The 12,925-nt window shown below is 51.9% G+C and carries 10 protein-coding genes; 1 reads left to right on the forward strand and 9 read right to left on the reverse strand.

From position 1 onward, the window contains the following. Nucleotides 1-23 precede the first annotated feature (23 nt). From ACQ4N7_RS24130 to ACQ4N7_RS24170, 9 genes are all read right to left on the reverse strand, one after another. Complete coding sequence (locus tag ACQ4N7_RS24130; protein ID WP_430714001.1) at nucleotides 24-1,145, reverse strand: hypothetical protein; 1,122 nt, start codon at nucleotides 1,143-1,145, stop codon at nucleotides 24-26. Next, a complete protein-coding gene (locus tag ACQ4N7_RS24135) occupies nucleotides 1,138-1,509 on the reverse strand; it encodes a hypothetical protein (protein ID WP_430714002.1) in 372 nt (123 codons plus the stop codon). Before ACQ4N7_RS24135 ends, ACQ4N7_RS24130 begins: the two co-directional genes overlap by 8 nt. Then, nucleotides 1,506-3,956, reverse strand: coding sequence for a Piwi domain-containing protein (locus ACQ4N7_RS24140; RefSeq protein WP_430714003.1), 2,451 nt, complete (start codon nucleotides 3,954-3,956; stop codon nucleotides 1,506-1,508). Before ACQ4N7_RS24140 ends, ACQ4N7_RS24135 begins: the two co-directional genes overlap by 4 nt. Further along, nucleotides 3,953-4,879, reverse strand: coding sequence for a PD-(D/E)XK nuclease family protein (locus tag ACQ4N7_RS24145; RefSeq protein WP_430714004.1), 927 nt, complete (start codon nucleotides 4,877-4,879; stop codon nucleotides 3,953-3,955). Before ACQ4N7_RS24145 ends, ACQ4N7_RS24140 begins: the two co-directional genes overlap by 4 nt. 5 nt (nucleotides 4,880-4,884) lie before the next feature. Next, nucleotides 4,885-5,241, reverse strand: a complete 357-nt coding sequence (locus ACQ4N7_RS24150) for a helix-turn-helix domain-containing protein (protein ID WP_430714005.1) — start codon at nucleotides 5,239-5,241, stop codon at nucleotides 4,885-4,887. 221 nt (nucleotides 5,242-5,462) lie between these two features. After that, entirely contained in the window at nucleotides 5,463-6,482 is a 1,020-nt protein-coding gene (locus tag ACQ4N7_RS24155; protein ID WP_430714006.1) for a sensor histidine kinase, read from the reverse strand. Continuing rightward, complete coding sequence (locus ACQ4N7_RS24160) at nucleotides 6,469-7,212, reverse strand: response regulator transcription factor (protein WP_430714007.1); 744 nt, start codon at nucleotides 7,210-7,212, stop codon at nucleotides 6,469-6,471. The genes ACQ4N7_RS24155 and ACQ4N7_RS24160 overlap by 14 nt, the downstream gene beginning before the upstream one ends. Before the next feature lie 112 nt (nucleotides 7,213-7,324). After that, the gene (locus ACQ4N7_RS24165) at nucleotides 7,325-7,741 is read right to left on the reverse strand and encodes a hypothetical protein (RefSeq protein ID WP_430714008.1); all 417 of its coding nucleotides are present in this window, start codon (nucleotides 7,739-7,741) and stop codon (nucleotides 7,325-7,327) included. Next, complete coding sequence (locus ACQ4N7_RS24170) at nucleotides 7,738-8,856, reverse strand: ParM/StbA family protein (protein ID WP_430714009.1); 1,119 nt, start codon at nucleotides 8,854-8,856, stop codon at nucleotides 7,738-7,740. Before ACQ4N7_RS24170 ends, ACQ4N7_RS24165 begins: the two co-directional genes overlap by 4 nt. Before the next feature lie 310 nt (nucleotides 8,857-9,166). Between ACQ4N7_RS24170 and mobF the strand changes: the two genes are divergently transcribed. Continuing rightward, the gene (gene mobF / locus ACQ4N7_RS24175; protein WP_430714010.1) at nucleotides 9,167-12,622 is read left to right on the forward strand and encodes a MobF family relaxase; all 3,456 of its coding nucleotides are present in this window, start codon (nucleotides 9,167-9,169) and stop codon (nucleotides 12,620-12,622) included. Nucleotides 12,623-12,925: the final 303 nt, after the last annotated feature.

A 12,925-nucleotide genomic window follows, 5' to 3' on the forward strand; every position in this document is an offset into this window, starting at 1 on the left:
ACTAACGCAGTGTTAGCCTGTAGTTACTGACGAGCACACTCAGTTAGTAGTGTTGCAACTGCTTGCTTTTCCCATTCAACATAACCAGATGGATTTCTCCAGAATTGCTCCCATGCTTCATTGAGGAGTGTATGAACAGGATCATTAACTGACGGGGTCGCAATTCTAACCTTCATATCTTTTACTGCACCCCATGCATACTCTGCAACTTTACTAATAAGATGGCTTGGATAACAGCGATGATACTCTGGCTCTCCAGTCGCTGAGATTTCTTCTAAAAACTCACCCCACTGCAATTGAATCCGTTCTGCTACATCATGAAAGCCAGAAAGTTTTAATGCATAGAGCATTGCAATCATTCGCGCATTATCACAGGGGTGAGAAGTTGCATGCATAAGCGACAACTCAAAAGGATCAGTGCCACGCTTGATTGCTAGATGAAGATGGGACCATACAAATGCAGGCCCCAAAGTATAAACTCCATACAGATCACAGAAAAACTCCTCTATCCAGAACTTAATCCATGAACGCTGCCAAGCATGAAGCATGTCATAAATATTAGGACCACGTCGCTCTTCAGCTTTAAGCTTCTCTTCCTCAAAATAATTAAGTACATGCATTAAGGCATCTCGATAGCGATTCTGAAATAGTTCTAAAAGAGGATCATTTTTTTCTGTAAATAAAGGGTGAGCTAACTCATGATATAAATCAGGAAGATGTAGTAAAAACCTTCCTTCAATCAAGGGAACGCACATTAAGTTAAAGCTTGGGTATATGCAAAAATAATTCTGAGATAAAGTTGTGACTGTTGGAATCAAACGAGGATAATTAATTTCACGTGCGATTTTATCAATCAACATATTTAATTGATGGTCTGTGTCAGAGGCTCGATTTAATGCTGCAATCCCCACAGTCTCAATTAAATCCATATCTGACACAATTCTTTTAAACACACGAAGGTGCTCAGGGCTAAATGCCTGATTCTCAAGAGATTCGAGTGCTAGAATTGATTCATCGACATACTGTTTGCATGTTGATCTAAGAGCATCATAATCTCTAGGAAGATTTCTCGGTATACTATCTGTTAAGACTCGCCCTCTTTCAATCATTTGTGGAATTACGCCTGCAAGATAATCACTAAGCATTATTGCCTCTCATTCTTGCAAAAGTATTTGCGCGCTCGTACTCTAGAGATTTTGCCAACTTTTCAAGCTTCAAAATATCACTCTGCGCAACTTTATTTTCCAACAAGGCTTGGCCTAGTCTAGCCCATTCAGCCATATTTTTTTTTGGGCTATCTTGGAGCAATGTAATTAACAGTTGAACATCCAGATCACTTGACTTCTTAGCCAAGCCAATCAGCAAATGTCCTAATTTTTTCTGCTGGTCAGAAATATCTCTAGATGCGTTTTCTTGTTGCTGCTTTAACTCGATTAGAGTCTGGTCTAGGAGCTTAGCACATTCTGCAAGTCGGGCATATAGCGTCGAATATAAACCGATAGTGCTCATTTAATTGCCTCATTGTTTGTCGAATTATTGTTAGCAATTTCGTCAGGATTTTCTTCGGTCTCTAAACCTTCAGAAAAATCAAAGCGAAGTGCATCTTCATCATATTCACTAGCATCTTCACCTAGTCTTCGATCATTAATCTTGGTTGTAATAGGATAACGACTACAATCATCAGGCTTTGTCCATGCCAAGGCTGTCAAATAGAAAATATCTTCAAGACAATTCTCGAATGGCATTCCACCTTCAATATATTTGACATGCAAAGGCTTGGATGTTCCTCGATTTAGAAAAGGTTTTCCTGTTGAAGAAAGATATCCATCATTCCCAAAAACATAATGGAACCCAATTTCAGGATTGTCAGTAGCTTCTTGAATCTGGTAAACAACCTTATTAGATCCAGTAACAGTTTTTTTATTTTTTGTTGTGGAACTAAATATACGCAGGGAAACTGGTTCAGATTTGGAAATTTCTAGCATTGTAAGATTGACATTTTCTGGCAGTACTCCTTTTTGCTTCAACGAATTTATTGATTGCTTTACACCCTCGATTTCGCACATGTACATTCGGCCATCACGATGGATGACAATATTTGATATTGGGTAGTTTACCCGTTCTAATTCCTTAGTTAAAATATCGTTTAGGCAAGTTTTAATCTGCTCACTAGTCAATTGCTCTTTCTGCTTTGAGGTTACTGGTGGTAGAGTCCAAATTCGACTACCATCTTTGTTGACAACAATGTAGCCCGCTGTATTGTGTTTGACATCAATTCCGATAGTAATATCTGCATGTAAGGACGTTGCCAAAACAAATGGCCATCGTTCATTTGTGAGTAACACCTTATTTAAAGCAACATTACGAAGATACCCTTGCAGTTTTCCACGCTTCTCAGGGCGCACTGTATAGAATGGTTGACCATCCGCCTGATACTGTGACTCATAACATTCTTTGCCAGTTGAAGAGTGAATTGTAGCTACATACAGTTCGTGATCCTTAAGTTCTCTAAGAACTAAAGCTGCTAACAGATCATGTTGACGGGGAAAGGCAAATTTGTCAGGCAGCATAACGACGCCATATCCGAGACAAAGCTGGTTAAGTTCTACAGTCTCCAGAATTGCTCTGCCTTGCTCTATATAAGTACGGAAACCACGATCCTGATAAAAGAAGACTTGAGGGTCATAGCCACCACCTTGAGGGTAGAGCTTATCAACTGCTTTTTTTAGATCTTTGATAAACTCAGAGCCGAAGCTGTCTCCAACAGTCTGAGGTAGTAAAAAGTACTGGCGCTCAAATGGTTCTTGCACATAGACACCAGCTTTTGGGTCACTTAATAACTCTAATCTCTTCTTTCCTACGCACTCAAGAGTCACTTGCTGAGAATCATGGCTGCCACGAACTGACAAGCGATGCCCATTCCCAAAGCGATAATCTGGGAGAGTGAAAAATTGTTCTGAGAGCTTTTCTGAATTGTTACTGACTTCAAGCGTAAGATCGCCAAAAGAAATTCTTTGGAGATAATTCTCCACCGATTGTTGAATTAAAGAGCGGCGGTTGTCAGGCTCTAAAACAGTATGTGGATGATACTTTTGGACGGCAGAATCCGTTGTTCCATAAACCAGGTGACATAATGCAGCAATTGCTGCTCGATCATTATTTCGGTTGTCAAAGTAGTGGACTACTGCTGAATTTTGAGCAACCAAAGCCAGGTCTCGAGGAATCGGTTTGCGAGAATGACTGATTGCATAATCTAGGAGAGAAGTAAAAGTATCACCATCTGGGATCATCTCCTCTGTTACGTTTAAATCTGAAAGCTCACTCAACTGTATTTCATACCACTGATGTCCAAAACGATAGATACAGCGCTTTGCTTTGTATTGCTGGAATGTTTGTTCATTCAAATAGTTTGGAAGTGGTTTTTTGCTAACAAATTTGTGTTGTACGTCAACACAAAGGCCGATTCCACTATCTTTAGTAAAAGTTGGGCGTGCAGAAAAACCTCTAAACAAAGATATGCTTCCAAAATCTCGGCATGGCTGTTTTTCAAAAAACGGTTTTCCAGCACCAGGTTGCCAAAGCTTCGAATGATTAAATAAGTGGGACTGAACCATGAAATGGAGAAATCGAATACAGATCTCATCATTTTGTGGATTGCGTAGCGAATAATCTAATTCAAAAACTTCATTAGTTGATGAAAAATATGCAATGCCTCGAATAATTGGATAACGGTCTGGCACTTCTGGTGCATTAGCAGAAACAACCAAGAATGGTTTATTTTCAATCTCTACAATTGTTACCGGGTGTTTCAGCTTATAACTCAATCGTTGAATCAAATTTTGGCGATTTTGATAATATTCTGAGTGATGCTTAAGACCCCGTATTGTATACAGGCGATATTGAGTTGAAAGCTCCGAAAGATTTAGGAAAGGAAATATATTAGTTTCAATAATCATGCTGTTTCCCAACAAATAGATTGATAGTTACAAGACTGGCAAGCTTCAGCAGAAGATGCGGGTAAAAGTTCTAGTGAATTCAGATCAGCTTTTTTAGAATTTCCTATAACAAGTTGCATAGTATGAATACTTTCAGCCATGAAATTCTCGATCTCAAGAACTTTAATTTCGTTTAGTTGATAACGCCGAATCTGTTTTGTCAACAACTGTATTTCCCATAATTGGTAATCTACTTCACTCCACTTCAGTAGATTAGGGAAGTCCCTGTGTGGTTTACATCTTTTCAGGGCTAAGGCGTAAATCCCTAATTGCTTCCAAGCCTTGTAAACGCCAAAGAAGTGAACTTTCCAATCAACTATTAAGGGTGCTTCGTTTCGGTAAAATGCAATGAGATCAGGCACAGCTCGCACTGATTCACCTGAATGGGAAAATACAAGTGCTCTTTGAGGTATGAGATACTCAGCCTGAAGTAGTTTCTCAAAAATCTCCGAGTTCTCGAACAAGTTTACAAGTGCTTGATTAACTTCAGATTGCGCATGTGCTATTTCTGCGTCAGAGACTTCTTTCCCATACTCTATAGAGTGCAATGCAGCAAAATCTTTTCCTACTTTGGTAGGCGAAAAGTTTGGTTCATGAAGTGGATGTCTTAGAGCAAAATTAAGCTGCCTCTCAAATAGCTCATTTGCTTTTCGCTGCACGACTGAAAGCTTTGGAATATATCCTGAATTTAATGAAGGAATGATTACCTCGCTGATAATTGAATCTACAACATTGCCTCGCCAAGAACTAATGCTTTGTAGCTTACTCAAAAGATAAGCTTTATGCCTCAAAAAATCTTTGGCTCTGGCATTAGAAAGACAACTTTTGTAATACCACTGGCGTTGACATCTTTTGAAAGTTTTTGATGTAGATAAAGACCACATGGCTACTATTTTTTCTGGCTTCGTTTTGTACGCAGATACTTTAGATAATCAGCAAGTTCATCTACCTCGTCTGTTGTAACTGGCCCTAGTCGAGCAGAAATATCTGTAAGTGAAGTGTCTAGCTTCTCGTTGTCAGGCACTGGATAACCTGCAAGTTCCAGAACACTGGAGTAGGGAATATCATATAAGTCACTAAGCTTGCGTAACATAACTGGAGACGGAGAACGAATCTTTCCCCTCTCTAATTGGCTGAGATAAGCATTGGAAATCCCGGTCTTGGCTTCAACAGCTCGTAGTGTCAGCTTCTTATGCTGACGGGTAGACGCGAGAAATGGACCTAGATTGCTGGATTCTTTACTCATTTTCTAATTCTAGCAAGCTTGCTAAATCTGTCAAGCAAAATAAGCTAAATGATATTGTCTTTCTTTCAGGCGTAAGCATATTTTCTTGATAGGGCTCAGGCTTGAGTGCCGAAATTACTTGCTCATTTCCCTTGGTGATGCAGGAAACTCCTGAAACCCCTGCGGCTAAAGGATTCTCGCTGAGATGGCAGATTTGGGATTTCTCTAGGAGCGAACAAAGGCTAAGCCACCGGCAACGAAAACGAAAACCGACTCCCCTCTCCCATCTGGCTTTCCACGGTAATAGCACCCCCCTGCAACTCCACCAGGTCTTTCACAATCGTCAGCCCCAAGCCTTTGCCGCCTGGGTTGCACCGCTGCGCCGCCTCAGAGCGCCGGTGCAGCTTAAACACCTCTTGGAGGTCAGCCGCCTCAATCCCCAGTCCAGTATCGACAACCGCCGTCCAGACGAAATTGTGCTTCACCTCAACCTCAACCGTAATGCTGCCCTGGGGCGTGTACAGCACCGCATTCTTCAACAAGTTCTCCAGAACCTCATAGACCTGGTCGGGATCGGCCCACACCGAAGGCAGGGTGTCAGGACATCGAACCGGAATCGTCCGGCCTCGGGCGCTGGGCAGTGACGACACCAACTCCACCACCTCACCGATGATGGCGGGCAGCGCACACACCTGACAGCGGGTCGGTAGATAATCATCCATCCGCTTTGAATAGTCCGAGATCGCCTCCGCCAGCCGGTTCATCCGCTCGATCTGCCGCAGCTGCTTACCCAACAGGTCAGGCGTCAATAGCCGAGCCCCTTGGCGGGCCAACTCCAAATCCCCCTTGAGTACCGTCAGGGGCGTGTTGATCTCATGCATCAGCACGGCCAGCCGCTGTCGCCGCCGCTGCTCCACCGTCTGTAGACTCATCGCCAAGCGGTTAAAGTCAACCGCCAACCGCCGCAGCTCCGGTACATCGCTCAGGGGCGCTCGCGCCTCTAAATCCCCTGCCATGAACGCCGCCATCGCCTGCCGCAAGGCCTTGAGCGGCCTAACGATGATTTCTCCCGACGAAAGACTCAGAAAAACGACCATGACGATCACCGCCAGGCCGACTTCTAATCCCCCCTCCGCCAGGGAGGGATAGATCGCCGTAAGGCTCAGCGCAATCAGCACCCCCAACCCCAACGTCAGAATGTGGGAGGTCAGCAGCTGCATCTGCAATGGCGCAGAGCGCCAGGCCTGCCTAATAGATCGCATCTTCAAACTTGTATCCCACCCCTCTAACGGTTTTAACCAACGGATTTACCTTCTCCGATACCCGTAGTTTCGAGCGGAGTGCTCTGCGCAATCGCTTGACGCAAGAATCGACCGTATTGTGGTCATCCCCAGGGTGGTCGAGACCCCAGATATCGTCCAATAACTGCGATCTGAGGTAGACTCGCCCTGGCTGCTGGGCCAGTTTCGCCAGCAGGTCAAACTCCAGCGCCGGGAGCACCAGATCAACCCAAGGGTCGCCGGGCGACGCCCGGACACTGCAATGCCGGTGCGTCTGGTGCAGCCGCAAACACCGATGCCGAATCAACGCCTCATCGGCCCCGACCGCATGGTCGTCATGGCGTAGCTCGCGCCGCAGCAACGCCCGCAGCCGAGTGATTAATAGGTCTGGGCTAAAGGGCTTAGTCATGTAGTCATCGGCCCCGGTGTCAAAGCCCCGAATCTCATGGGTCTGTCCCCGCCGTGCCGTCAGCATCAAGATATAGGGGTCTCGCCTCAGCGCCAGCCGCCGGACATGGGTACAGACCTCAATGCCATCCATACCGGGCAGCATCAAATCTAGAACGATGATATCGGGCTCCAGCTGCTTGCATAGCTCCAGCCCCTGCTCGCCCGTCTCGGCCAGATAGCTGGTGTAGCCCGCCGCCTGAATACAGGCCTGAATGGTATCGGCCACATCCGCGTCATCTTCAATGATTAGAACAACCGCCATGGGAATTGTTAGAGCAAGGGCTGGCCAGCCCCGCCAGTACCAGCGGAGCCATATCTAGGATAGAGACTGTTGCTTGGCCAAGCCGGTTCTCGTGTCGTCTAAAAGAAGGCCGCTAAAAATCATCCAGGCCCGCCGCCGCCAGATCCACCGCGACATCAATAAACGGTTCAGGTTCAGCCTGCACCGTCGCCCGTGACTCCGCCGCCCTCGGTACCGCAGACAGCGGCTGAGGCCCAGGAGCCTGAGCCATAACAAGCACCGGCGTTGCCCCAGAGATCGCCAAAAACCGGTTCTGGATCTGTAGACTGCGCAGCTGCATGTCCTCCAGCAGGGTTTGAGCTAAAGCCTGAAGCTCCGACTGGCTCAGCTCTGGCTCCAACGCCCAGGGCAGGTAAAACACCTTTAGTGCCCTGAGCACCGCTTCCCGCAGCGATACCGCCGGGTTAGTTTTCAGATAGGTGAAGAGCCGCCCCGCATCCGAATCCACTTCCACATCCAGGCGCAAGATCACCCGCTGCCGACGGCTCATGCCCGCACCTCCTGGAGTGCCTTGGTGCGGGCATGAGCCCTGGTGGCTAACCACTTCACCCCGCCATAGCAGTCAGCAAAGCGCACCTGATCGATCTCAGAGGTGACCTCCTGAAGCCGGTACGCCATTTCTTGAGCAAGATCGGGCAGCCAGTTGGGCGTCGCACCGGGCAACGTCGCCAGGTAGTCCGTCAGATGAGGCCGCAAGAGCGTCGCTGCGGTACCACCACCAATTAGCACCTCATACTCCGTCAAATCGAGGGCAGCAAAATGCTCGCTTAGGTGGTGCCGCACCTGCTCCCAGTAAAACGCCTCCGCCTCCTGCCTGCGCTGGGCCAGCGGAAACACCTTGCCCGGCTGGTCGGGAAACTGCACCGCCTCCTGCTGGGTTAACAGCGCCTGCATCAGGTAGGGATTCTCCGGCTCACAGAGGGTTTGGGCCACCGCTTCCAGGAAAGCGACATAGCCCAACTTTTCCGAATCACTGGGCTTTCCCGTAGGAGGCTTGCCCTGGCGAAACACCAGAAAGCTCAAATCTCGGTGGCCAATCATCAGCACGACATAGTTTTGGCGGCTGGCCTGATGCTGCTGAGCATGGTGCTGCTGCTTGCGCCAGAGCACCAGCCCCGCCGCCTCCGGCAGCACCTTAACGCTATCCAGTTGGAGATCGTAGGCTTGTCCGCGATAGAAAAAGCGACCCGTTGCTTGCAGCCGCTGAGTCAACTCCTCGGCCTCAGATAGGTACTCCTCAAAGGGCAGCGCGATGCCGATATCCAAATGCAGGGTTTTCAGGTGATGGGTGTGGGCCATTTCCCCCACCGCGCCCAGGCTGCGGAGATGAGCCAGGGTGCTCTTGCGTAGGGTAGCTGTAGATTTGTTCGGTCGCCCCTCGGCATCCTCGGCCAGGGCATAGGCCTGATTGTTCCACTGGAGATAGGCCCCAGCCCCCAGGCCACCGCCGTACTCCTGGCCCTGGTGACGCAGCACCTCTAGCTCCGAGGGCGGCAAATCTGCCACCTTGGGTGGACAGGCATAGCCGTAGCAGCGGTTGCCATCGGTTAAACAGGCCTTGGTGCCCGACATACCAAGGTCGATAAAGAGTTGATGGGTAGCCATGGTTGGTTCCTCCAGCAGAATGGGCTATCAGCGTTAGACGCGAACCCCAGGTGACCAGGCCGGGGCAGAGGCGTCAGACGTCGTTAGATGGTTTCTCCAGCGGAATGGGCAATCAGCGTTAGACGTGAGCCCCAGATGACCAGGCCGGGGCAGAGGCGTCAGATGTCGGTGATTGGCGCGCAATCTGCCCCGACTTTAGCGGGCAACTCGGGCAGAATCCGGGCAGCCCGCGCCCGGATTCTGCCCGAGTCGTCCCTTACGGTGATGGCTACGCCCAGGAGGACGATGCTGTTGAGCGATTTTCAGCCCCATGCTCTCGATGTGCTCGGTCTCCGCTGCCCAGGCCGAAACCTACTACGAAAAAGACGACTACTACACCGAGGGCACCGACGCGGCCCGCTCAGCTGCTCGGTGGTACGGCCAGGGCGCGAGCACCCTGGGACTCCAGGGCGCGGTCAAGCCAGAGGACTTCAAAGCCCTGCTCCACGGCACCGCTCCCAACGGTGAATGTCTCCACGCCCGCGCCATCGACCCCACCCGTCACCGGGCCGCTACCGACTACACCTTTTCAGCCCCCAAGAGCGTCTCCATTGCTGAGCTGGTGCAAGGTGATCCGCGAGTGATCTCAGCCCATAACCAGGCCGTCGATACCGCCCTAGGCGTTTTGCAAGAGCGCTTTGCCCAAGCCCGTGTCAGCACCCCCGAAGGACGGCAGCGCGTGGTGACCGGCAACATCGTCGCGGCGGTGTTTCAGCACGACAGCAGCCGCGAACTCGACCCTCAACTGCACAGCCACTGCGTGGTGATGAACACCACCCAGCTTCCAGACGGCAGCTGGCGCAGCCTCAGCAACGAAGAGATTGTGGCCAATCAAATCCTGCTGGGGGAGATCTATCAAAACGAGCTCGCCTACCAACTGCGGCAGCTGGGCTACGACATTGACCCCCAGGGGAAGGGGCAATTTGAATTAAGCAACTACAGCCAGCCCCTGCTCGGCACCTTCTCAACTCGCACCCGCCAAATCGAAACCTACCTCCAGCAGTGGCAGCAAAACCTAGACGAAACGCAGGGCACCCCGCTCCATGCCAGTCAGAAAAAGCAGGCCACCCTGCGCACCCGCAAACGCAAACAGGCGGTGCCCCGTGAGGTGCTGCTAGCGGCCTGGCAGCAGCAGGTTAGTGACCAAAATCTCACCCTGCCCGAGGTGCCCCACCAAGAGAGAGAGCTATCCACTGCCGCCCACCATCAGGCAGACCAGATGGCCCGCGCGGGCACCGCCCACGCCTCAGAGCGAGAGTCAGTTTTTCGCCGGGGGAAAGTAGAACGCTTTGCCCTAGAACATGCCCTGGGTGAAATGCCCTTTGCGGTCTTGCACCAGGCGATCGCGGCCCAGGGCGAGCTGCTGTCCGTCGAGGCCGTAAAGGACAAGTACACCACCACCGCCGCGCTGCACCGAGAGCGAGACACCATTCAACTCATGCACCAGGGGCAGCACCAGTGGGCACCAATTCTGAGCGAGGCCGAACTCCAGGAGCAGTTGCCACAGTGGCCAACCCTAAGTGCTGGTCAGCAGCGAGCGCTCACCCTGGCCCTGACCAGTCGCGATCAGATGTTGGCCTGGCAGGGTCTACCGGGCAGCGGTAAGACCTTTGTATTGCAGGCCTTCAAGCAGAGCGCAGAAGCCCAGGGCTTTTCAGTACGAGGGTTTGCCCCCAGCGCCGAAGCGGCCAACGTGCTGGGCAAAGAAGCCGGGCTACCGACCGATACCGTAGCCAGCTTGCTACATGCCCCAGCACCCGATCCTGCACCTGAACAACGAGAAATCTGGGTGATTGACGAGGCCGGGCTGCTCTCCGCCAAAGATGCCCATGGACTCCTGAGCCTGGCTGTGGATTGTCATGCTCGCGTCATTCTCGTGGGCGATACCCGCCAGCTCTCGGCGGTGGAGGCAGGCAACCCGTTCAAAAGCTTGCAGGCCGGAGGCATTCAAACCGCCTTCCTCGATGAGTCCCGACGACAAAAGACAGCAGCCCTGAAACAGGCCGTTAACCTGCTGGCCACCGACCAGACAGAAGCCGCCTTTCAAACCCTGGTCGGAGCGGGCGCGATCCAAACAATCAAATCCCCGACAGCACGCCTCCAGCAGGTGGTCACCGACTACCTGGACCTCGACGAGGCAGAGCGCGACAAAACTCTGCTGCTCGCCGGAACCAACCAAGAGCGCCTGGCCCTCACCACCCTGATTCGCACGCGGCTTCAGGCCCAGGAGCAGTTGGGAACCGACGGCTTTACCCTGACCTCGCTGCGGCGCAAAGACATGACCCAGGCCCAGTCAGGCTACGCCGCCCATTACGCCAGCGGCGATATCGTCATCGTCAACCAGCCGTACAAACGCCAATGCCTGGTGAAGCAGCAGCCCTACCAGGTGATCCAGGTGGATGCCTACCGCAACCGACTCACCTTGGCCAATGAAGCTGGTCAAATGCTGGAGATTGACCCAACGGCCTGCCCCAACAAGACGGTCTATACCCGCCAGGCAATACCCGTTGCCGTGGGCGATCGCCTGCGCTGGACACGCAACGACCGGGCGCAAAACCTCCGCAATGGGCAGTCCTTTACCCTGGCCGCCATCGATGCCCAAGGCCAGGCCGAGATCCGCTACTCCGATGGCCGCTGTGATGCTGTGGACTTAACCGGCTTGCAGTACGTCGACTACGGACTGGTGAGCACCACCTACAGCGCCCAGGGCAAAACCGCCGACCGAGTGATGGCGCTGATGGATGCCACCACCAGCCAGGAGTCGTTTTATGTGGCCGTTTCGCGAGCCAAATACCAGCTCTCGCTCTACACCGCCGACCCGGATGACCTGCTGCGCCAGGCGCAGCGATCCTCAGCCAAGGAGAACGTCAGTGACTATGTCCCGCTCTTTAATTTGGTGACTACCCATGCCCAGACCCAGGAAAGTACCCCCGCCGCCGCCCCCTCAGCAGTGGGCAGTCGAGATGCCGCCAGGGCTCTTGGCCGATGCGCTGGTGAGCGCGTTGCAGCAGGCCTTGCTACCACTCCAGCAGCAGATCGCGGGGCTCCAGCAGGACAACGCCCAGCTGCGCTCTCAGATCGAGGCCTTGGTGAGCCACCAAGCCCAATCGGAGCAAGTGCTGAGGCAGCTGACCACCGACCACAGCCACCTCCAGCAGACCTTGAACGCATTGCTGAAGGGGCTAGAGGCTGGCAGCAGCAGCGACAGCTCCAAGCAATTGCAGGCGCTCTTATCAGCCTTAGTGACACAGTTGAGCGAGTTAAGTCAGCGGGTGAGCAGCAATCTCGATGGACAGGAGCGATCGCTCGCCTTGCTCATGACCTCGCTCGCGGCCTTGAACGACGACGCCAGCAGCGGGAGCAACAACGGGAGCGGATCAGCGCCGAGCAGATGATGTGGGCTGAACGCCTGGTGCCGGAGGTGAGAGGTATCCTGACGCTAGCCAGGAGGGCTGGCCAGATGGAGCAAACCGGGCCTGACACCTGGGTACTCAAGGGCCGACACTACACGCTGTCGTTTTGCCAAGCGACCGACACGATCTCCCTGGTTGCCCAGGATGGACGCGGCGAGCTGCTCCAACTTCAGCGACACCAGGGGGCCTGGCAACCGCAGCTGGCCCAGGGCCTCACGGTAGAAGATGTTGGCCAAATCCAAAAGGCTCATCGGCTTCTCCATCAGGCGATGCAGCCACCCCAGCGCTCTCGTCAGGTTGAGATGGAACGCTAAGGCGAAGCTCGTAACCCATCGTCTGGCTGTCCCCTCTTTCCCAAAAAACGCGATTCTGATGGGGTGATCCAAATAGCTGGGAGGAAGGGTTTCAAACGGCTATTCTGAGGTGCTTTGAGGGTGATCCAAATCAGGCGGGATTAGCAGTTCAAGCGGGTTCACGGTCAAAGGCCAGACTGGGATCGGGGCTATGCACCCTAAGCAAATGTGCTCGGTGACAGTGGCCATCGTGAGTGGACTAATTGTCCCTATTTGGCTTGTGCCAGTTCTCCAAAGTCCTGATAGCTTCGTTCAGTCCTCTCT

The organism is Nodosilinea sp. AN01ver1 (assembly GCF_050565655.1).
Classification (GTDB): domain Bacteria; phylum Cyanobacteriota; class Cyanobacteriia; order Phormidesmidales; family Phormidesmidaceae; genus Nodosilinea.

Coding starts and splice junctions, on each gene's coding strand:
- ACQ4N7_RS24150 (WP_430714005.1), bottom strand. CDS start 5,241: ATGAGTAAAGAATCCAGCAATCTAGGTCCATTTCTCGCGTCTACCCGT.
- ACQ4N7_RS24155 (WP_430714006.1), bottom strand. CDS start 6,482: ATGCGATCTATTAGGCAGGCCTGGCGCTCTGCGCCATTGCAGATGCAG.
- ACQ4N7_RS24135 (WP_430714002.1), bottom strand. CDS start 1,509: ATGAGCACTATCGGTTTATATTCGACGCTATATGCCCGACTTGCAGAA.
- ACQ4N7_RS24165 (WP_430714008.1), bottom strand. CDS start 7,741: ATGAGCCGTCGGCAGCGGGTGATCTTGCGCCTGGATGTGGAAGTGGAT.
- ACQ4N7_RS24160 (WP_430714007.1), bottom strand. CDS start 7,212: ATGGCGGTTGTTCTAATCATTGAAGATGACGCGGATGTGGCCGATACC.
- ACQ4N7_RS24170 (WP_430714009.1), bottom strand. CDS start 8,856: ATGGCTACCCATCAACTCTTTATCGACCTTGGTATGTCGGGCACCAAG.
- mobF (WP_430714010.1), top strand. CDS start 9,167: ATGCTCTCGATGTGCTCGGTCTCCGCTGCCCAGGCCGAAACCTACTAC.
- ACQ4N7_RS24130 (WP_430714001.1), bottom strand. CDS start 1,145: ATGCTTAGTGATTATCTTGCAGGCGTAATTCCACAAATGATTGAAAGA.
- ACQ4N7_RS24145 (WP_430714004.1), bottom strand. CDS start 4,879: ATGTGGTCTTTATCTACATCAAAAACTTTCAAAAGATGTCAACGCCAG.
- ACQ4N7_RS24140 (WP_430714003.1), bottom strand. CDS start 3,956: ATGATTATTGAAACTAATATATTTCCTTTCCTAAATCTTTCGGAGCTT.